The sequence below is a fragment of the Candidatus Saccharibacteria bacterium genome, assembly GCA_016191105.1.
Classification (GTDB): domain Bacteria; phylum Patescibacteriota; class Saccharimonadia; order CAILAD01; family BJGX01; genus JACPPH01.
In genome coordinates this window covers 1-19105 of record JACPPH010000006.1, presented here as the reverse complement: position 1 = coordinate 19105, position 19105 = coordinate 1, and the positions used below count along the sequence as shown (strand labels likewise).

Genomic DNA, 19105 nt, shown 5'->3' with positions numbered 1-19105 from the left:
CCGCTATCTGGTTTTGTGCACAAAAACCAGATATTTGTTCATTTTCTATCTGATTATATCACACTAGGCTCAAGAAGCCATAGGTTTTGTGTAGCAGTTTTACTGAGGTCTTTTTTGAGCAATAAGAGCAGCTTTTTTCGCTAGGCTGTCATCTAGCGGACTAAGCTCGAGATCATTTGAGCGGCGAGTAGCTGCTATTTGCAATAAGTGATCAGCAACCTGAGGGTTCTTGGGTAGGAACGAGCCGTGTAAATAAGTACCAATGCCATTGTTATAAATTACGCCTTCAAATTTCTTTGTGGGATCATTGCCATAACCCTTATTAACTTTGCCAAGCGGCCTAGCATTGTCATAGAGCTCGGTGGCACCAGAATGGTTTTCAAACCCCACCAAGGTTCCGAAAGCCTGACTCTGTAGCACGACATTGCCGATCATTCTGGTCTGAGTAGCCTTAGTAACCACCGGGAAAACACCTATACCTGGAAGCTGACCATAATCAGAGCTCAAGAAGTAATCACCAAACAACTGATAGCCGCCACAAATAGCCAGCGCCGGTAGCCCGTCTTCAACGGCCTCAACCAGTTGATGTTTTTTGTGCTGCAGATCTTCGGCCACTCTAATTTGCCCCCTATCTTGACCGCCGCCAATAAAAATCATGTCAAAATTTTTCGGCAACGCCTCACCAGCCTCAACTTCCGCCACCTCACAATCTAAACCTCGCCATTGTAAGCGCTTGCGCAGGCAGATTATATTGCCGTAGTCACCATAAATGTTCATACGCTTAGGATAAAGGTGCACAATTGTAAACTTGGTCTTCACTGCCAAAACTCTTTGCCCTTAGTGTCCTTTACTAGCTTTTCTCGCAACGCCAGCATAGCTGTATAGGTTGGTAATACATGCACCGTTTCACCCACCTGAACCTTATTAATAACCGCCCTAAGCCCATCTTCTAGCTCAGGCTCAATCGAAACATTCTTATCAATGCCAGCATATTTCAACCGTAGCGCCATGTCATATGCTCGGGTGCCGCTCACCACAATCGCACCAGCATAGTCCTTAATATCCTCCAAAGCGCTGTCCCACAGCCACGACACGTCTCGGCCATCGGCAAGCTTGTCATTAATGATTAACCAAAGAGGTTTCTGCAAATCTGATTTAAGATAAGTCTGAATTATCTGGTTAAAACCGGTCGGATTTTTGATTAGCAACAACAATAATTTGCGCTCATCGTACTCAATTGTCTCCATGCGCCCAAATGCAGCCGAAGATTCCGCCAATGCCAATTCTACAGCTTTGGGTTCTAACCCCATAGTAATAGCCAGTGCGACAGCGGCCAGGGCATTGTATATATTGTAGGTTCCGCCCAGGGGTAGTTGTAGGTTTAGCTTAGTTTTTTCATTCTCAACCTCAAACTTGCTACCCTCTTGATCGTTTTTTAACATACTAACCAGATCTACAGATGGTTTGGGTCGTTTAAAGCTAGAGTTGGGGGCGCTATAAATACCCAAATGACCAAAATATCGTTGTGAATACTTCAACATGTCGCCGGTGTTTGGATCGAACACACTGTCTAGCGCATAGTCATGTTCGGTTTTATTGCCCTTGTAATCAGATATGCCGAAGTAGACCACCCGCTTATCATCTTTCAAGTTCAAGCCCAAGCTCGCTACCAGTGGGTCGTCGGCATTTAAGATGGCTTTGGTGTTTAATTTGAGCAAGGCGTCACCGAGTCTGGTGGCTGTTTTGTCGAGCTCACCATATCTGTCGAGCTGGTCTCTGAATAGATTAGTAATTACGATGTAGCGTGGTTGCAACTGGGAACTTACCGAGGGTACATAGGCCTCGTCGACCTCAAACAGACCCATTCTAGCCTTACACCTACCCTTGGAGTCAGCGTGCTCAAGTATGGTGGCAATTATGCCGCGCTCTAGGTTCGAGCCAGCTCGATTGTGAATGTGGCTAATGCCAGCCTTAGTTAGTATATCCGAGATCATCTTGGAAGTGGTGGTCTTGCCGTTGGTGCCGGTTACTACAATCACGCCATCTGGAAAGTTAATTTCTGCCAAGGCTTTGAGGATGTCAGGATAAAGCTTCTTGGCCACCAAGCCCGGCATGGCGGTGCCGCCACTGCCGGTTAGACGATTAAGCCGGAGTATTGTCTTTGCTATCAATATTGCAGCCGAATGCTTCATGTGCTTATTGTACCAAACTAACTCTGCAAATACTCCTGCACAAAGCCCCTCGCCTGGTCGTAATCGTTTAACCAAACAATATCGGGGTTGCGCTTAAACCAAGTTAACTGCTTCTTTGCTAGCTTCATGGTGTCGGCAACTATCTTTTCTTTTAGTTCTTCTTTTTTGAGCTTGCCACTCAAATATTCAACGACTGCGGCATAGCCAGTGCTTTGCAAGCCAGGAGCATCGGCACCATATTTATTAACTAGATCCTCAACTTCCTGTACAAATCCGTTGTTCAAAAACTGCTCTGCTCTATTAGTTATATTCTGCTTTAGCATAAGCTTTTCTATATAAATACCCAAGACCAACGAGTCTACTTTTTGCATTCGCCTATCAGCATCTTGAGCTGGTCCACGGGCTATTAACTGCTTCACGCGGCGGAGATTTTTGCTTTCCAACTTAGTATTTGGGTGCAAAGCGGTGGCTAGGCTTACCAATTCTTCATCGCTTAAGCCAGATAGTTCTTGTTTGGGCTTAGGCTGATCTCGAAATTTGTAATCAAACAGCACCGAGTCGATATACAAACCACTGCCACCTGCCATTATTGACAAATGCTTAGACTCACTAACCTCTTTAATTGCTTCTAAGGCCGTCTCTTTGAACTCAGCCACACTAAATACTTCATCTGGATCAACGATATCTAGTAAGTAATGCTTAACTTTAGACTGATCAACTTTACTTGGCTTGGCCGTACCAATGTCCATACCTCTGTAAACGGTTCTGGAGTCAGCGCAGATTATCTGACCATTGAATCCCTCGGCCAACTTCATGGCCATAGCCGACTTACCGGATCCAGTGGGTCCTACGATTGTAATCATTTTAGACATTTGCTTAGTCTAAGCTGCGTTCAGATGTGTTTTTCAATAATGTTGTAACAAACTCATCAACGGACTGGCTGCCCAGATCACCCTGGCCGTATTTGCGCACCGCCACAGTCTTAGATTCTTGCTCTTTCTCGCCCACCACCACTACATATGGCACCTTCATGAGCTCAGCGTTGCGGATGCGCTTGCCTAGCGACTCGCTGGAGTCGTCAACCTGGTGTCGAACGCCGTTTTCTTTGAGCTTAGAGGAAATACTTTGAGCATAATCAACAAATTTCTCTGAGATCGGCAGCACTCGCACCTGTTCTGGTGCCAGCCATAATGGAAACACTCCAGCTGTTTGCTCGATCATAAAAGCCATAAAGCGTTCGTAAGAACCAAGTATAGCCCGGTGAATAATTAGAGGCGCTTTTTCTTCACCTTCTTCATCGACATATTTCAAGCCCATACGATGTGGCACCAGAATATCCACCTGACAGGTTGCGATCGTATCTTCTTTGCCAAGCACATTCTTTACTTGAATGTCGGCTTTAGGCCCATAAAATGCGGCCTCTCCTTCGGCTTCTACAAAATCAACATTTTTGTCTTTCAAAACCTTGCGAATTATATTGCTTGCATTCTCCCATGTACTCTTTTTGCCTACGAATTTATCTTTCTTAAAGTCAGGTAGTGATAATCTGAACCAGTAATCTTTTATACCTACCTCCTTGTAAACCTCCTTAAATAAATCTATAAATTTACCGAATTCTTCTTCACATTGCTGCTCAGTAACATAAATATGCGCATCGTTTTGGGTAATAGGGCCTCGAACTCGAATTAGTCCCGTCAGTGTCCCGGATAGCTCATGTCTATAAAGACCGTCATCTTCGGCGAGCTTAAGTGGCAAGTCACGATAACTAGTTACAAGTTTTTTGTAAATCTGGTGATGATGAGGGCAATTCATTGGTTTTATATAAAATCTCTGCCCTTCACTATCAGTCAAACTAAACATATCATCGGTATAATAATCAGCATGGCCTGATTGCTTATAAAGTTCTTCGTGGGCCAAAACCGGCGTAGAAACATACTTGTAACCCAGTGATTCTTCTTTTTGGCGCATGTAGTCTTTAAGAATTGCTTTGATCTTTTCTCCCCGAGGTAACATAAGGGGCAAACCGGCACCCACAACCGGTGAAAGCATATAAATTCCTAGTTGTTCGCTTAGTTTGCGATGGTCGCGCTTTTCGGCTTCTTCGAGCATTTGCAGGTTTTTTTGAAGCTGGTCTTTATCTTCGAATGCCACACCATAAATTCGTTGGAGCTGAGGGTTATCTTCATTACCTCGCCAGTAGGCACCGCTAATTTTGGTAAGTTTAAAGCCGTTGGCATCGATGTCGCCAGTATTTTTTACGTGGGGCCCGCGACATAAATCTACAAAATTTCCAGTCTTGTACACACTCACTGTTGTAACTTTGGCAGCAACATCTACCAAATCACTATCGCCAGCGTCGGCTACAGCCGTAGAACCCTTGGTTTTGAGGTCGTTGAGCAGTTCTACCTTAAAAGGTTGCTTGTGATCAGCAAAATACTCAATTGCTTTGTCGATATCCCAGTCTTCCCGCTCAAAATCGACCTTAGAACCAATAATTGCCCTCATCTCCTTCTCAACGGCCTTAAGATCTTCGGGTTTTAAGGTCGAATTGAGCTTCATGTCGTAGTAAAAACCGTTCTCTACCACCGGGCCAACGCCGAACTGAGCCTCGGGGTGCAGTTTTTGTACCGCCGCGGCCATAATGTGCGCTAGGCTATGTCGAATTACCTCTAACTTTTGTTCTGCCATAAATTCTCCTTTTGAAATAAATAAAAAACCACCCCTTATTTACCAAGTCCCAATTAATTTGGGAGGTTCCACTCGGTTTATCGCTCTGGGGCGATCACTCTGGCTCGACGATAACGCCCGTCGAAAGCGAGGAATGCACGGTTGGTGAGGCCGGCTTAACTCCTTCTTTACTTGGTTAAATAATAACCAAATTTTTAAAAAATTTCAACTAGTCATTGACATGTTTATCATATAAGAGTATCTTACTGTCAATCCAGGAATTGAACCTGGTCTATAAAAAGGAGAGATCCTTGAGTACCCACACAATCGAGCTGCCCGAGCTCAGCGTGGACCTCGTCGAGAAGGCCAAGCGTTCCACCGGTCCGCTTGCCGACATGGACGAGGAGAGCCTGAAGGTCATCGAGCGTCGCTACCGCCAGTTCCTGGCGTTGGCACGCGACCACCGTGACGTCAACCTCGTCCCCACTCGCGAGATCGACGAGATGTGGCACGTCCACATGCTGTGTCCTGTCGCCTACTTCGACGACTGCACCCAGATCGCCGGCCAGATCATGGACCATGATGGCGGGTTCGGTCGCGCCGATGGCGAGGTCGAGGAGTGGCGCCGCCAGTGGAACGAGACCTCGGCCATCTGGGAGCGCGAGTTCCAGGAGAGCTACGGACCCGACATGATGACCTGCGACAACGGCTGGGGCCGCATGCTTCCGCGCTCCTGAGCTTCCGCTCGTCGGCGCCATGTCGCGCTTCTGAAGTGACGCTGAGAGTCCCCACGGGCCCCAGGCGACACCAACGAAGCGTTCTTGCTGGACTAACCAGAGAACCCTTCGGGGAAGTATGGAGGACCCAGCGCCGCAACGGTGTCGGCTGACTGTGAGTGGCAACGCTCACCGACAGGCTTTGTGCCAGTCAGTCGGCACCGCCGGTTCTCTCGGAAGGCTGCGATTCCGTCGCATTCGTCGCTACGCCCCGCGGCCTTCCACCTCCCCGGCCAACGAAAACCTCCCGTCTTCGTTGGTGGGGTTAAAGCTGGCGGGTCACGCCCCCACCAGCGCCGCTGGTTCCGCCCTCTCCCAAACCGGGAGGGCGGAACCCCGCGGTTCTTTTTATTTACAGGGTTATTTTAGGCACACAACAGCTATAATTCGACCTTCAGAGTCACCCTGGTGATAAGATCGATAGTTAGAGTAATAGTTTAGGTCCGAATATGTATCGATATCCGAAACCTCAATATTCTCATCTCTTAACCCAATTTGTAGTGCTTGAGACAACACAAAGTTTTTAGGGTTCAAGTGATAGCCATCGGCCCTCTTACTGATGTAACTACCCCATACCTTGGTGTCGAGCGTATCAACATTTTCGAACACATATGAGTTGGCAGAAATGCCCGGACCCATAAACATAACTAGTTTATTAACATCTGTTGTATATTTGTCTACTAAAGCTTGTGCTACCTTCTGTAAAAGCTTCTTTTCGGCTCCATTTCTGCCCACATGAACCATAGCAACCACCTTGTGCTCAGGGTCGTACAGTATTATTGGCCGGCAATCAGCAATCGTTAAGGTTAGAGTCAGGTTCTTATCGGTGGTTATCAGGGCATCTAGCTCAAGTCCTGATTGGGGATCATAGAAGCTGCCTGCATCCTCGCTTGTAGCTATCTCATAGTCGTCTGATTGCTGACACTTGATAGCGACTGTTTTTTCTGGGTCTAGATCTAGCTTACGAAATAACCTCTGGCGGTTTTCTATCACCTTCTGCTTGTCTTCGAACCGGAAAGCAAAGTTGCCATCCGATTTGTCGGTAACCGCCTGCACAAGCTCTGGAAACTGGCTTAAAAGCTTAGATTGGATCATAACCTCATTATACTCCTCTTGCGTGGCTTTTACAGATTGCAAATGCCTGGCTTATAAGCTACAATTACCTCCAACACTCGTGTTTTAGGGTCCTTAGCTCAGTTGGCTAGAGCGTTTCCTTGACGTGGAAGAGGTCACAGGTTCGAGTCCTGTAGGACCCACCATCTAATGAGTGTTTTTAGTACACATTCGGCTCATACGACTCTCTAATTTGATCACCCGCGAACCCTACCCGGCTTAGATCAACCGAATCGGCCAACATTGCCCTGGCTATCTGCACACTACCCTTGCCAAAGCGGTTATTTATAATATCAAAGGCGTATGAGAGCCTGCTAAATCGGCTACTCTCCGGGTTAAGCGGCAGTTCTATTTGGTAGCGCTCGGTCAAATCAAAAAGCGTGATAGTTATCTTTCTTACAGGGCAAATCACCTTAAGTTTTTTTAACAACACATAAATATAATGGGCTATGTCGTGATCGCTATTAAAAGCTGGTAGGTTCTTAAGAGTAAATCCATCGCCCAAATGGTTGGTAAAGTATAAATGTAACAGTATTCCCCGAGCCTTTAGCTGCTTATTGCGAAGTCTGTAACCAAGAGTTGTGGCTATTTTTATACAAAACGTTGTAACCTCTGCCACAGTACTTGGTGGATTGGGCGTGGTTGTAACCTGGTGGCTCAGTGATTTCTGTGGTTTTGGTATGTCAAAATCCACTTCGTAGCCGCGCATGCGTAAATACCACTTGGAGCCCACCACCCCATAGAGTTTTTGGAGTGTTCGGTGTGAAGCTCGATAAAGATGCAATGGTGTGTCGATGCCTCTCGAGTAAAACTGGCGAGCCATACGCCAACCTACGCCGGTTAGATCTGTTAAATTGAGGTTTTTGTAGAACTTTTCGAGCTCTGTAAGCCCAATTGGCGTAAAACCATTGGGTTTTTGAGCGTTAGAGCCCATTTTACTAAGCCAAATGTTGGCCGACAGCCCTATAGAGCATAAAATGTGCTCGTTATAGCATTCTAAAAGTTGGGCTTTTATTGCTTTAGCTAAGCCAAAAGCCGCACTCTTAGTACGCATATAAGATGGCAGAATCATAAAGGCCTCATCAATGCTTTTGGCGCCAACATAGCAGCGAGTATCGTGCAAAATGGCCATAATTTGGTTGTGAATGTGTTTATAGGCGCCGTGGTGGCCGTTCATAAGCACGATTTCGGGACATTTGGCCTGCGCCTCAGCTACTTTGGTACCCGTTTTAACCCCAAACCGCTTGGCCTCGATCGATGCCGCCAGCACCGTAGCCCCACTACTTAGCCCCGCACAGACCCCCACTGGCCTACCCCGAAGTCTGGGGTCGTAAAACTGCTCAACAGATGCAAAGAACGAGTTCATGTCGATATACAAGACCTTATAAGGATCTCTGTTTTGAGTAAGAATCTTTTCGGGCCACATAGTATTAAATTAACAAACATAACCATAAAAAGCAAACACCACACGAACAGAGTCGGCATCATCCCGAACTTTATCCGGGATCTAGGCTAAATTTGTTGCGCTGTCCGCGCGGGACTTCTTTGTAGCCAAAGCCTAAAAAGTTTCACCCTTTCGGGTGACTATCTTTTGTCTTGGTAAAAGATAGCAAAACCGTTTGGCCTGTGCTGCGATCTAGCAGTACTTAGCCAGTCGCAACTTCCTGTTGCTGTGCGGTTCGCTAGCCAGCGAATTCTCGCAACAAGAGCGTTGTTTAATGGCCTCATTTGCTGATCTTGCAACGGCCTAATGGTTACAAATCGCTATTAATTACCCACCAAAAGTTAATCCACTGTTTTTTAGAGTTATACACTGGCTTTTTTATTAGTAGTATGACAATATATTGATATGAAGTGTATTTACTGTGGCTTTGGCTCTACCAGCATAGTAAATAGTCGCCGCACCCGCGGAGGCACCCAAACCTGGCGTAGGCATAAATGCGGTGATTGCGAACAGGTATTTAGTAGTTATGAGAAGCCTGAGCTCTCCACCATAACAATTATGCCTTCCAGGGGTTCAGAGAGGCCGTACAAGCGTTTTATACTCACCAGGAGTATACTTGAAGCTTTTGAGGGCAAACAAGACTACAGCACTGATCTAGACGCTCTGATAGACACGATTGAGATCAAACTTATTAGCTTGGGGCAATCTGAAATGCCCAGCAAACAGGTAGCAGTAGTAGCCTCGGAGTGCATTAAGCCAGTTAGCGCCCGCGCCTACATGCGCTATGTAGCCAACCACGCCGATAGCCTGCCAGACATGGTTTAGCTAATTATTTTTCTAGATTCTTAACCAGATAATGGCAAGGGTCGTTATGGTGAATTTCCTTACCATCACTATCCTTTTCTACCCAACTATCGATGTATTCACCATGCCCCCAGTCGTGGTAACCAAGCTTGTCATACAATGTCTTGGCGCGCGGATTATCCAAAGCAACTGCAAGTGCTACCTGTTTAAATCCTCTTTCCTTTGCGATAGCTTCAGCTTGTGCTATTAGTTGACGGCCAATACCGAGTGAGCGTTTTTCCGGTGGCCATACACCAATTGCGTTTAATTCAGGGGTGTCTGTTAAATATTGCTCCACACTTGGTTGATCGCTACCTTCCCATTTAAGGTTCAAGTGGCCCATTGGTACCCCATTTTGCCACGCAATAAGATAGCTGCTTTTACCTAACTTCTGTTGTTCAAATCGGTTCTCATGATACCCGGGAGCAGGAATAGCTTTATTAAGCAGGGCCAAATCGTTTTCGGTGCATAGCTTTATTTCAATCCGAGGCTCATCTTCTGGAGGCATAGGTTTTGATTCCATTACAACACTATAACAAAAAAGACCCATTTTCGCTGAATAGCGAAGGGTCTTTTTATCTAGCTATTAAGCTAACTAATTTACTTGTCTTCTTTTTTACCGCCCTCATCTGTTTTGGCTTCGGCCTTAGCCTCGCCACCGCCTTCGGCAGTAGCTTCACCGCCCTCTTCGCCCTCGGCAGCTTCGCCTTCAGCGCCTTCTTCTTCCGGCAACTCTTCGACAATATCTTCATCGAGAGCCTCGAGCTCTTCTTCGCTGCGAGGTGGATCAACCTTGGCAACTAGTTCCTCACCGTCTACCAGAACTTCGACGCCTTCGGGAATGTTAAGATCACTCACGTGAATGGCCTTTTCGAAGTCATCTAGACCAGATATATCGACCTCGATATTAGCCGGCAGCTTACCTGGCAGGGTCTCGATTTCAATTTCTTCGAGGTTGGTTAATAGCACGCCTTCTTGCTGATACACGGCTGGAGCCTCGCCCACAAAGTGCAACGGCACATTGGCTTTGATCTCTTGAGTCATGTTCACACGATAAAGATCGGCATGGGTTAGGTTGCCAGTTAGCGGGTCGCGCTCAACATCTTGAATTAGAATATTCAACGGCTGAGCATCGTCGAGTTTGAGAGCAATAATGGTGTTCTGACCAGCACTAGCAAACACTCGCTCGAAGGCATAGTGATCGAGTTCCACAGCTTGGTTGTCTTGGCTGTTGCCATAAACAATCGCCGGAATTTTGCCTTCCAAACGAAGCTTCTTGGTTTTTTTGCCAAAAACCTCACGGCTGCTGGCTTGCAGTGTAATCTGCTGTTGATTCATTAAATTTTCCTACTTAGCTGGTTTATGTATGAGGGCCTGATAGTCACCGCTACTCTGATTGAGGTAGCTGTAAAACTCGGCGATTTCACTTGAGCTTATGTGGTCGCGGTCGAGCAAGAGGCGCTTTTCGCGGGGTTTGAGATCGGTCCGCTGCTTAGGCTTGCTAACTGTGTTAGTTTGAGCCGCGTTGACCTGTAGATTGGTTAGAATGGTAGCCAATATTGGCAAGCTGCAGTCGTGACAGGTCAGCTGCATAAAGCAGTGCTCTTCAACCCTACCCAAGAAAATAATATCGCCGCCGCGGTAGGCCGCGCCACAAGATGGACATTTGTAAAATATGCGGAGATTTTTAATGAGTTCTTGTAGGTTTTTGCTGTTCAATGAAACGCCCTCTTCACGCACCATTGTAACACCTATACTACTTCTGGTCAATGTGTTTTAACTCATGAATAAATCACAGCTCAACTAGAGTATATTTGTGGCCGGTTTTTTTGATGATTTTTTCTAGCGCCGAAGCAGACATAAAAATAGTAGCGGTGTTTTCATTTGGGTGAACCCCAAGCTCGTCTTCGGCTAGTAAACTCTTATCGATAATAACTTCTACTTTGTCAGAACCGTCATGAAGCAAACCAAAAACCGATACAGCGCCTGGTGTTACACCAAGCGTCTCCGATAAGGTGGGCTCGTCTGCAAAGTACAATTTTTAGTATCAATCTCGGCGGCTAGCGCTTTCATATCCAGCCTTTGCTCGCCAGACATAATAACTAAGAGCTTCCTATCGCTACCTTTCTCTTTTAAAAGTAGATTCTTAACTGGGGTTTTGTCTTTGATATGCCGCATTGATTCGGCGACGGTAAACACTGCCGGGTGATCCAGCCAACGATACTTAATATTGGGGTCTAAAAACTCAGTGATCTCTTTTTTCATAGCTACTTTTGCCGGGCCTTAATGGAGGCCAAAGTGACCAGCAAAATAACCAAGATTATTACCAGCGCCAAAATGGCCAAAAGCTTCTCGGTGGTGCCGGCGAACACCGCCACCCCGCCAAATACCACACAGATGCTGTAAATAATAAACACCGCCTGGCGCTGGCTTAAGCCGACATCAAGGAGTAAATAGTGCAAATGCCCACGGTCAGCCCTAAACGGTGATTGGCCATGAATTAAGCGTCGAGTTACGGCCCACAGGGCATCGAGAATTGGCAGGCCCAGCACCAGGGCGGCTGTAGCCAACTTAGCGCCCGAAATAATCGACAGTATTCCTAGCGTCATGCCCAAAAAGTAAGCGCCTGAGTCGCCATTGAATATCTTGGCTGGGTAAAAATTATAGAACAAATAGCCCAGACAGCCGCCGGCCAAAATCAGCGCCATCAAGCCGGTATTGGGTTGGTTAACCTTGGCACTAATCGAGACCAAAAAAATCACAAAGGCCGCGATCGCCGCCACCCCACCCGACAGGCCATCTAAGCCGTCCAAAAAGTTCATGGTGTTGGTCATGGCAATCAGCCAAACCATAGCCAGCAAACTGGCAACATAGTTGATGGTGAAGGTGTGCGCCAACACCGTAACATGAACCACAAAGTTATTGAGTACAAAGGTGTTGCCAAAGGGGTTGGTAATAGCATCGATGCCAATGCCAAACATAACCGTAGCCACCAGGGCGGCCAGAGTTTGGACTGCCAGTTTAAGCCAAGGGCTAAGCCGCCAAATGTCGTCGGCCAAGCCAATCAAAAGTACCATGGTGGAGGCTATCAAGAGACCCAGAAACTGCCAGTTTACCCCTTTTAGCAGCACCAGACTCAAAACCACAAAGGCTATATAGATGGATATGCCCCCACCTCGGGCAATAGTTCGAGTATGAATTTTACGCTTTTCGCGGCTCGGTTTATCAACCGCGCCAATCTTGAAAGCAAGCTTTTTAACGTATGGTACCAGCAGCGCCGTCAAAATTAGACTGGACACAAAGCCAACAAAAAAGACTGTCATTTCTTAACCGCCTTCTCAGTAACAGTAAAGCCTAGGTAGCGACCCAGCATAAGACGGGTCTGGGCATCGATGGCTGCAAACGAGCCAAAGGCTATGCCGATTACTGGCATCAGTATCCACTGCAGCAGCATACTAACAAACTTAATGTGGTGATAGCGCGCTGGTTTGGTTGGCAATAGTAAGAAACTTATCCAAATGGTTATAAATATACCGGCCGTAGCAAAAGTCAGTAGTCGTGAAGCCACAACTGGTAGCTGGTGTGCTAGTACCTGCTGATTAAAACTAGGGTTCAAAAACAGTGGCGCCCAGGCCGCAAACGTAAGTAATACTGGCACCGTGGCCCAACTAAAATGGCCCTCAAACAAGCGACCAAACTGAACCAGCTTATTACCCCAAGGGATCTGCTTGTTTTGAATACTGTTTTTTACCATATAAGGTACGTCGCTAACACCATAGGCCCAGCGGCGCAGCTGTTTGTATTGAGCCAAGAAAGTCCGGTGGTACCTGGCAGCCAAAACAGCATCTTGATAGACCGGCACAAATAGCGGTTCGGCTACATGATCGCCATCGTAGGTAAAGTAAGTTCGCCAAAACTGGTGGCCGTCCTCAACTGGACTGGTAACACTCCAGAAGTCAGTATCGATTAGGGTTTGTAAGCTCTGGGCGTGGGTAGCAAAGTTACGTAGGCGTGGCGCTCGAATGCTTTCAATCATCGGCCAGATGGAGTTGCCCCAGGCTACGACTCGAATTGGCGCTGGTACATCCCAGATGTTGTTTAAAAACAGGGCAATTGGCTGGAACGATGTGTGCAAACGATTGGGATTTATGCAATAAGCATAGCTGAGCCGGCTCAGATACCGTTTGTGCAAACGGTTATCAGCATCGACCGTAGTTACTAGTACTTTCTCCGGATCAATAGCTTTCTTTTCAATGTAGTCCTTAACGGCTCGGCCAGCATAGGTAATATTGGGACCCTTGCCCCCACCTTTGAGCTCACCCGCAATATCGCTGGGATGGCAGACTGCCAAGTAGTCAGCAAATTGTTTGTGATATTTTTTTTGTAGCTCGCGAGCAGTCTTGGCCATAGCCTCGCCACCGCGCTGCTCATAGGCCATTACAAAAATCACCCGTGACATATCGTAGTCTGAATTTAAAATTGCATTTACCGATGGCTCAATTATCTCGGGTGGTTCGTTGTAGGCGGCCAATATAATTACTTGGTAAAGATCGTCGGGATTTAAAATTGTAGCCTCGTGGGACTCGAGCAAACGCAGCCGCTCAACCTCACCTCTAAGCCAGCGTTTTTTCTTGTTTAAATGAACTTGATTGACTCGCTGGTTGCTTTTTGGTGCCAGCTCGGCATACTCAGCCTCGGTCTTTTGGAGTGCCGCCGAAACATCTTTGAGCTGCCGCAAGTTAGCCTCCCAGTCTTGAGCAGTTATGTACTGCAATCGATTATAGCCACGAATTAGTGCCCAGCTCATACGCACCGATTTGAGTAACCACATAATATCGAAGGCAATTATAAGATAGGCCAACCCGACTGGTGCAATCAGGCTCAGGTAGATAGGACTCAAAATTACAGCCCAGCTCACAAAGCCCGGGATAATCTCCCACAGCCTATAAAACCAACGGCTGTCAGTGACTCTGTGTAGCTCAGCAGGTTTTTGACTGGTCTTAGCTTGAGCCATAGTTAACTGCTGTAAAACCAATTAATATTGCGCAAGCCAAGACCAACGCCATTAGGCTAACCAAGCTCAAGAATATGCTCATCAGTCGGTTACGTTTATGAATTAGAAAGGCAAAGAAGGTATTGATTGCAAATATTAACACACCGATAGCAGTTATCTCGTACAGCTGATACCAGTCACCTAACAGGTCAAAATTAGTAAGACTGCTAAAGCGTATGGGTACTTGGATCTCAGTGCTACGAATGTGGGTTAGCGACCAGCCAACCAAGAAAACCAAAAAAACAGCATTTAAGACTAATATGGCTAGTAACCAGCCGTCTTTAAAAACCTTGTTGCCACCAAGTTCAACTTTTAACCGTGTAATTGCTTTCATTTTGTTGTTCTAATTATATTCTTATGCGATCAAAAACGATACTTTTTTTGATGTAGTTCTCTAAACGATTTGGTAAGAGAGCGGAATTCTATTTGCCAAATCGAGAGGGAAAAACTAGGATTTTTACGATCAAAAACGCTACTGTTTTTGATCGAGAGGAATTTTTAGACATAGGCTGAAGTAAACAAACTTTGTTTGGGTGCGAAAGCCGAAATCTAAAAACGACGTGGAGCCGATGGTGGGAGTCGAACCCACGACCCCCGCTTTACGAAAGCGGTGCTCTGGCCAGCTGAGCTACATCGGCACATGTACTGTTGCTTTGCTATGCGATCAAAAACGCTACTGTTTTTGATCGACGATAGAGTTTTTAGATGAAAGTCGAAGCAACAAACTGGTGCTTGGGTACAAAGGCTGGAACCTAAAAACAACGTGGAGCGGGTAGCGAGAATCGAACTCGCGCTTCAACCTTGGGAAGGTCGCGTTCTACCACTAAACCATACCCGCTTAAGCTATAAAACGCCAGCAATCGGCGTTTTATATTTTAGCATATTTACAGATGTAGAATTAACTAATTCGTTTGCGCAAGCGTTTTTCGAGTTTGTGCCAAGCATCGTGCTCACTGGCTTCTTTTTCGTTCAAACTCAAAAAGAAGGCTCGGCCAAAGCCCCGTTTGGCTGGTTGGCGAGTATCAACTACATTGGGCGTGTTTAAAAACCGCACATGGGCGTGTGGTTTAACAACCCTAACTTTAATTTTTCTTGGTCTTGTAACCTGATAATGTGTTAGCATACGTGCGTTTGAGTACATTAATTGTTCATGTCCTCCTGTTTGTTTTTGTGGTTTGTTTTTGCCAAAGAGACAAAAAGAAAAACCACCCTTAAGTTGCCTAAGAGTGCCCTTCCGTTGTCTTTTGCTAGGTACTCCACCCTCACAAAAAAGACGCCCATTAGTATACCAAGCCTGTCAAACAATGTCAACAAGCTTATGCTAGCTAGTAAGCCATAAATATAGTATAATTTCCCAGATCCTTCGACCGAAGGCCGATTGCTCTTGAAAGGAGCGCATGATGGGTGGAGTAAAACACACCATTCCTCGGGGAGAAGAGGAAGTCCAGATCAAAGACCTGAAGGCGCGCTGCAACTTCTCGCGCTACTGGGTCAGCACCGACGATAGCTGGGTTTGCACCGAACCAGCCACCTCCCTGGTGCTGGTGCCAGATGCCCCTCGACAGGGCGGCAAGCCCAAGCTCCGTTGCGACGGCCATGAGGGCATGCTCACCACACTTGAGCAAGGCGTGGTTGTAAAGGCCCTGCCAAAGCCGTTGGCGGAGGCTTTGCTTCTGCAGTAGCCCAAGAAGTTGGCCCTCAAAGGGTCGCATCACCGCTCAAAACTGTCCCCGTGACGTCTACATCCGCAAACGCGTGTGTGGGCCCCTCCGGGGCCCATACTTTTATAGGACTAAAAAAGACCCTGCCTGGGGTCTTCGAACAATTCCTGGCGGGCCCGACCGGGAGGCGGCTAACGCCTTCTCCGCAAAGTGCTCGACAAATGCACCAACAAGCTTGCTATTTGTTCCGTGCGCCTTGCTCCACCAAACCTGCGGCTTCTCAACCAATCAAGCCAAACTATGAAAAATGAGCCACTTTGGTGGTGACTCACTATTCATGGCGGGCCCGACCGGGATCGAACCGGCGATCTCCTCCGTGACAGGGAGGCATGTTAACCACTACACCACGGGCCCTGAACCTGATAATTTTAACAGAAAACCCTAAATCGATCAATTCCCGCCTTGGCCTTAACTCTGGCGTTTCTCGTTATGCTTGATTTTTGTTCGTTTAGCTGGTATTCTAGTCGTCATCGATCCTCGACACTAAAGGAGAGCCATGAGGCAAAGAGCAGAAAGTTCAATCCGATACGCTCTTTACTTCAACGGTTTAGAGCGGACTCACACAGGCGTACCCGAGCGGGTACTCACCTGGTACTACAGGCTTTGGGGCATTGTCCTTGCGTATTTCTCGGTAGATTGGCATTCCGGCCGGTCGTTCCAAGAATTGCTAGATGAAGCCACCAACCGGGCAGAAGGCATGCTGCTTCGGCACGGGCAACTAGTGCTGATCGGTGCTAGTGCCGGCGGGAGCCTGGCAATGGGTGTTTTCGCGCAGTTGCGCAGGAAGTACCCCGAAGCAGACGTTCGAGCAGTAAGCCTTAGTGGTCGCTTACACGTTGGCAACCTAGACGATCTGGTGGCCACAGCCCTCCACCGTCCTGGCAAGAAGCCGAGCGTAGCCTTCATCGACTCAGTAAGGCACTGCAACGAAGAAGTTCTGCCGCTACTTACAGCCGCAGACAAGCAGCGCGCCATAACCTTCCGGCCGCTGTTCTTCGACGAAGCCGTCCCTCTGTGCACCATGGGAATCAGCGGTGTTGCAATGTTCATTGCGCCCATTGTCTACCATGTGCCCGGAATAGTCCTAGGTGCACTCAGGATCCCCTGGGTACTACCAAAAACGTAAGCCGTCCCCGAATCGTTTTCGTTTACCTAACGAGAGCGCCCCTTCGGGGGCGTTTCTCGTTTATAGGGCAAAATTAGCATAACAATTAATATTGACAGCAAAGCGCTAAATGCTGTATAGTTAATCTCGCTACTCTGGCGCTGGGCCAGATAACGTAGTCTTGAATTTCGAGGAGACCAAGTTGGATATTGACCATCTGCGGGACGGTTATGTCTTGTGTATGGCAGCGTTGGCTGTATTAGTCGCCATCGGTCTTCCGCTGACAATCCGAACGAGCCTGCGAGATCGCAGGAGAAGAAGGGAATTCCATGCTCAGAGAGCTCTTCGCCAACAGGCCAAGGCCACTCAGGTACATCGTCGGGAGTTTTCGCGACAAGCAGAGTGAACGACGTTGGCGACCCAGAGATCTGGTGAAAGCCCACAGGGTTTCACCGCCCCCGACGACGACAAGCCCGAGGGTCTCTTGATCTCACAGTAGCCCCAGCAGTACCCGCCCGAGTCTTAAAAGCCCGGGTGGCGCCACCAAAGATGCCTTGGAGATATCCGAGACAGACCAAGTGGCACCCCCGAATTATCAACAAAAGCCCCTCTTACTTTACCGAGGGGCTTTTGGTTTTAACTAAAACTATTACAACCAGCCGTTGCAAGATCGGCAAGCACAATACCAAAATGGGCTCGTATTGCGAGAATCTGCCGAAGCTAGGCAGACCGCACAGCAACAGCAGCCGGCACTTCTTTGTAGCGGAAAGTTGCCAAAGCTTCCGTCACAGGCTCAAATCTATAATCACAAAGCTGTCTTCACTTTCTGTTCTGCGGCAGAGACGGCACTCGTGCTCGAACAGAAGCGTTCAGCCAACTTTGTTTTCTGATTTTCGAATGCCGGAGAAAGCACTACTCGCTACGGCTGAAAGTACTGGCGTATGTTAGCCTTGTTGCGCTGATCCTGCAACCAGGAGTTAAGATCAACCCCCTTAATCAAGATATTGCTGGCTCGCACTTGATCACCATTCTTGTCGGTAACTTTGATAATGTGGTAGCCGTATTGGGTTTTCACCACCCCACTCACTTGGTCTTTTTCTAGAGAAAAGGCGGCTTTTTCAAATTCTGGGTCCATCTGACCTTTGCCAAAGAAGCCTAAGTCACCACCATTGGCGGCGCTACCATCTTGGCTGTATTTTTTGGCCAGTTCGGCAAAGTCGGCACCACCTTGAGCCTGTTTGAGTATATCTTGAGCTTGAGCCTGAGCTGGAGCGTTCAAGCTAGGGTCGTTCAGAATTTTATCGGCTAGTTTCTTTTGCAGCAAGCTATCTTTGATCTTGGCCTTAAAGTCGTCGATCGACCAGCCATACAGACTATTTAAGGTTTGCTTAACCTTATCGATGCCGCCGGCGTTTTGAACCAACTGATTGAACTGATCGGTCAACTCTTTGCTGCTAACCGAAACCTTATACTTAGCAGCAGCTTGCTGGATAATCAAATTGTCTTCGAGTTGGCCAATAATCTCGTTTTCGAGCTGTTTGAGCTTTTCTTTGCTGGCAGGATCATTTAAGTTCTGGCCCTGTGACTGATAGAATTTTTGAATCGAGGCTAATTCGAACAGATACTGGTTATAAGTAGCCGTGTTCCAAAGGATGTTGCCGTTCACACTAGCTACGGGGTATGGAATAACCTTACTAATAATCTTAACTGCACGGGCACTCGACTTGTACTTGTAAATTAAAATTCCAAAGGTCGTAAGCAGCAAAATAATTGCCAGTACCACACCCACAATAACCATGGTAATGGTTTTTTTGTTGCGGCCATGTTTTATACCAAACTTTTGCAGTTTTTGTTGAAAGTTTAGGTTGGCTTTACCGCTAGCCTTGCTGGTCTTACTAACTTTTGTGCTTTGGACTTTTTTGTTTGTAGATTTAGTGTTTTTACCTTTTATATCGGGATCCTTGGGCATTTCCTTGGTTCACTCCATACTGAATTATTATAATTATCATTGTAGCTTATCTGACCCCGGTTTGTCGACCATCTGGTTGCCGGGTTCTTTAAACTAAAACGGAACAAGCCTTACAATTAGGTTGCAAACTAACAACTTAACGAAAGGACTTGTTCCATGTATACATTACTAAATTTACCTCAGGATAACCAGGAGTGTGTTGAGCTGGTGGTACATCAACTC

Annotated in this window: 20 protein-coding genes and 4 tRNA genes; 5 read left to right on the top strand and 19 right to left on the bottom strand. The window is 47.1% G+C overall.

Translation table 11 applies throughout. The features are described from left to right. Positions 1-99 precede the first annotated feature (99 nt). Genes HYX70_03235 through thrS form a run of 4 tightly spaced genes read right to left on the bottom strand, consistent with a single transcriptional unit; the run spans position 100 to position 4880 of the window. Complete coding sequence (locus tag HYX70_03235; protein MBI2798284.1) at positions 100-777, bottom strand: glutamine amidotransferase; 678 nt, start codon at positions 775-777, stop codon at positions 100-102. A 38-nt stretch (positions 778-815) separates the two neighbouring features. Continuing rightward, positions 816-2192, bottom strand: coding sequence for a DUF1727 domain-containing protein (locus tag HYX70_03230; GenBank protein ID MBI2798283.1), 1377 nt, complete (start codon positions 2190-2192; stop codon positions 816-818). Positions 2193-2209: 17 nt separating this feature from the next. After that, on the bottom strand, positions 2210-3064 hold the full coding sequence (gene miaA / locus HYX70_03225; GenBank protein MBI2798282.1) for a tRNA (adenosine(37)-N6)-dimethylallyltransferase MiaA: 855 nt from the start codon (positions 3062-3064) through the stop codon (positions 2210-2212). Between the two features lie 4 nt (positions 3065-3068). Further along, a complete protein-coding gene (thrS, locus tag HYX70_03220; protein ID MBI2798281.1) occupies positions 3069-4880 on the bottom strand; it encodes a threonine--tRNA ligase in 1812 nt (603 codons plus the stop codon). A gap of 290 nt (positions 4881-5170) precedes the next feature. On the opposite strand from thrS, the gene HYX70_03215 reads away from it, so the two are divergent. Then, a complete protein-coding gene (locus HYX70_03215; protein ID MBI2798280.1) occupies positions 5171-5596 on the top strand; it encodes a glycine-rich domain-containing protein-like in 426 nt (141 codons plus the stop codon). Positions 5597-5995: 399 nt separating this feature from the next. Here HYX70_03215 and HYX70_03210 read toward each other — a convergent pair whose 3' ends face one another. Next, the gene (locus tag HYX70_03210) at positions 5996-6772 is read right to left on the bottom strand and encodes a laccase domain-containing protein (GenBank protein MBI2798279.1); all 777 of its coding nucleotides are present in this window, start codon (positions 6770-6772) and stop codon (positions 5996-5998) included. Positions 6773-6817: 45 nt separating this feature from the next. Here HYX70_03210 and HYX70_03205 point away from each other — a divergent pair. Then, positions 6818-6894 (top strand) — tRNA-Val (locus HYX70_03205). 14 nt (positions 6895-6908) lie between these two features. Here HYX70_03205 and HYX70_03200 read toward each other — a convergent pair. Beyond that, positions 6909-8174 carry a hypothetical protein gene (locus tag HYX70_03200; protein ID MBI2798278.1) on the bottom strand — a complete coding sequence of 422 codons (1266 nt, stop codon included), beginning with the start codon at positions 8172-8174 and terminating at the stop codon, positions 6909-6911. A 423-nt stretch (positions 8175-8597) separates the two neighbouring features. Between HYX70_03200 and HYX70_03195 the strand changes: the two genes are divergently transcribed. Then, a complete protein-coding gene (locus tag HYX70_03195) occupies positions 8598-9017 on the top strand; it encodes a hypothetical protein (GenBank protein MBI2798277.1) in 420 nt (139 codons plus the stop codon). 4 nt (positions 9018-9021) lie between these two features. Here HYX70_03195 and HYX70_03190 read toward each other — a convergent pair whose 3' ends face one another. The 11 genes from HYX70_03190 to HYX70_03140 form a co-directional block, all read right to left on the bottom strand. After that, the gene (locus HYX70_03190) at positions 9022-9558 is read right to left on the bottom strand and encodes a GNAT family N-acetyltransferase (GenBank protein ID MBI2798276.1); all 537 of its coding nucleotides are present in this window, start codon (positions 9556-9558) and stop codon (positions 9022-9024) included. A 77-nt stretch (positions 9559-9635) separates the two neighbouring features. Further along, entirely contained in the window at positions 9636-10373 is a 738-nt protein-coding gene (locus HYX70_03185; GenBank protein MBI2798275.1) for a 50S ribosomal protein L25, read from the bottom strand. 9 nt (positions 10374-10382) lie between these two features. After that, entirely contained in the window at positions 10383-10778 is a 396-nt protein-coding gene (locus HYX70_03180) for a hypothetical protein (protein ID MBI2798274.1), read from the bottom strand. 49 nt (positions 10779-10827) lie between these two features. Further along, the gene (locus tag HYX70_03175; protein MBI2798273.1) at positions 10828-11073 is read right to left on the bottom strand and encodes a hypothetical protein; all 246 of its coding nucleotides are present in this window, start codon (positions 11071-11073) and stop codon (positions 10828-10830) included. Continuing rightward, entirely contained in the window at positions 11028-11300 is a 273-nt protein-coding gene (locus HYX70_03170) for a hypothetical protein (GenBank protein ID MBI2798272.1), read from the bottom strand. The genes HYX70_03175 and HYX70_03170 overlap by 46 nt, the downstream gene beginning before the upstream one ends. A 2-nt stretch (positions 11301-11302) precedes the next feature. Next, positions 11303-12358 (bottom strand): undecaprenyl/decaprenyl-phosphate alpha-N-acetylglucosaminyl 1-phosphate transferase, encoded by a 1056-nt coding sequence (locus HYX70_03165; protein MBI2798271.1) that lies wholly within the window; start codon positions 12356-12358, stop codon positions 11303-11305. Then, positions 12355-14049 (bottom strand): glycosyltransferase family 2 protein, encoded by a 1695-nt coding sequence (locus HYX70_03160; protein ID MBI2798270.1) that lies wholly within the window; start codon positions 14047-14049, stop codon positions 12355-12357. The genes HYX70_03165 and HYX70_03160 overlap by 4 nt, the downstream gene beginning before the upstream one ends. Beyond that, on the bottom strand, positions 14036-14422 hold the full coding sequence (locus tag HYX70_03155; protein ID MBI2798269.1) for a hypothetical protein: 387 nt from the start codon (positions 14420-14422) through the stop codon (positions 14036-14038). The genes HYX70_03160 and HYX70_03155 overlap by 14 nt, the downstream gene beginning before the upstream one ends. 227 nt (positions 14423-14649) lie before the next feature. Continuing rightward, positions 14650-14726, bottom strand: a tRNA-Thr gene (locus HYX70_03150). Between the two features lie 126 nt (positions 14727-14852). Next, positions 14853-14926 (bottom strand) — tRNA-Gly (locus HYX70_03145). A gap of 60 nt (positions 14927-14986) precedes the next feature. Beyond that, positions 14987-15211: a hypothetical protein gene (locus tag HYX70_03140; GenBank protein ID MBI2798268.1), complete on the bottom strand. Its 225-nt coding sequence runs from the start codon at positions 15209-15211 to the stop codon at positions 14987-14989. Positions 15212-15485: 274 nt separating this feature from the next. Between HYX70_03140 and HYX70_03135 the strand changes: the two genes are divergently transcribed. Further along, on the top strand, positions 15486-15770 hold the full coding sequence (locus HYX70_03135; protein ID MBI2798267.1) for a hypothetical protein: 285 nt from the start codon (positions 15486-15488) through the stop codon (positions 15768-15770). Positions 15771-16087: 317 nt separating this feature from the next. On the opposite strand, the gene HYX70_03130 is transcribed toward HYX70_03135, so the two are convergent. Beyond that, positions 16088-16163 (bottom strand) — tRNA-Asp (locus HYX70_03130). Positions 16164-16305: 142 nt separating this feature from the next. Here HYX70_03130 and HYX70_03125 point away from each other — a divergent pair. Next, positions 16306-16935: a hypothetical protein gene (locus tag HYX70_03125; protein ID MBI2798266.1), complete on the top strand. Its 630-nt coding sequence runs from the start codon at positions 16306-16308 to the stop codon at positions 16933-16935. Between the two features lie 898 nt (positions 16936-17833). Here HYX70_03125 and HYX70_03120 read toward each other — a convergent pair. Then, complete coding sequence (locus HYX70_03120) at positions 17834-18712, bottom strand: peptidylprolyl isomerase (GenBank protein MBI2798265.1); 879 nt, start codon at positions 18710-18712, stop codon at positions 17834-17836. Positions 18713-19105 lie beyond the last annotated feature (393 nt).

What these genes read in the sequence shown, in the direction of transcription:
- HYX70_03190 (MBI2798276.1), bottom strand. Translation starts at nt 9,558, where the DNA reads ATGGAATCAAAACCTATGCCTCCAGAAGATGAGCCTCGGATTGAAATA.
- HYX70_03165 (MBI2798271.1), bottom strand. Translation starts at nt 12,358, where the DNA reads ATGACAGTCTTTTTTGTTGGCTTTGTGTCCAGTCTAATTTTGACGGCG.
- HYX70_03230 (MBI2798283.1), bottom strand. Translation starts at nt 2,192, where the DNA reads ATGAAGCATTCGGCTGCAATATTGATAGCAAAGACAATACTCCGGCTT.
- miaA (MBI2798282.1), bottom strand. Translation starts at nt 3,064, where the DNA reads ATGTCTAAAATGATTACAATCGTAGGACCCACTGGATCCGGTAAGTCG.
- HYX70_03155 (MBI2798269.1), bottom strand. Translation starts at nt 14,422, where the DNA reads ATGAAAGCAATTACACGGTTAAAAGTTGAACTTGGTGGCAACAAGGTT.
- HYX70_03235 (MBI2798284.1), bottom strand. Translation starts at nt 777, where the DNA reads ATGAACATTTATGGTGACTACGGCAATATAATCTGCCTGCGCAAGCGC.
- HYX70_03195 (MBI2798277.1), top strand. Translation starts at nt 8,598, where the DNA reads ATGAAGTGTATTTACTGTGGCTTTGGCTCTACCAGCATAGTAAATAGT.
- HYX70_03170 (MBI2798272.1), bottom strand. Translation starts at nt 11,300, where the DNA reads ATGAAAAAAGAGATCACTGAGTTTTTAGACCCCAATATTAAGTATCGT.
- HYX70_03185 (MBI2798275.1), bottom strand. Translation starts at nt 10,373, where the DNA reads ATGAATCAACAGCAGATTACACTGCAAGCCAGCAGCCGTGAGGTTTTT.
- HYX70_03125 (MBI2798266.1), top strand. Translation starts at nt 16,306, where the DNA reads ATGAGGCAAAGAGCAGAAAGTTCAATCCGATACGCTCTTTACTTCAAC.
- HYX70_03160 (MBI2798270.1), bottom strand. Translation starts at nt 14,049, where the DNA reads ATGGCTCAAGCTAAGACCAGTCAAAAACCTGCTGAGCTACACAGAGTC.
- HYX70_03135 (MBI2798267.1), top strand. Translation starts at nt 15,486, where the DNA reads ATGATGGGTGGAGTAAAACACACCATTCCTCGGGGAGAAGAGGAAGTC.
- HYX70_03120 (MBI2798265.1), bottom strand. Translation starts at nt 18,712, where the DNA reads ATGGTTATTGTGGGTGTGGTACTGGCAATTATTTTGCTGCTTACGACC.
- thrS (MBI2798281.1), bottom strand. Translation starts at nt 4,880, where the DNA reads ATGGCAGAACAAAAGTTAGAGGTAATTCGACATAGCCTAGCGCACATT.
- HYX70_03200 (MBI2798278.1), bottom strand. Translation starts at nt 8,174, where the DNA reads ATGTGGCCCGAAAAGATTCTTACTCAAAACAGAGATCCTTATAAGGTC.
- HYX70_03140 (MBI2798268.1), bottom strand. Translation starts at nt 15,211, where the DNA reads ATGCTAACACATTATCAGGTTACAAGACCAAGAAAAATTAAAGTTAGG.
- HYX70_03180 (MBI2798274.1), bottom strand. Translation starts at nt 10,778, where the DNA reads ATGGTGCGTGAAGAGGGCGTTTCATTGAACAGCAAAAACCTACAAGAA.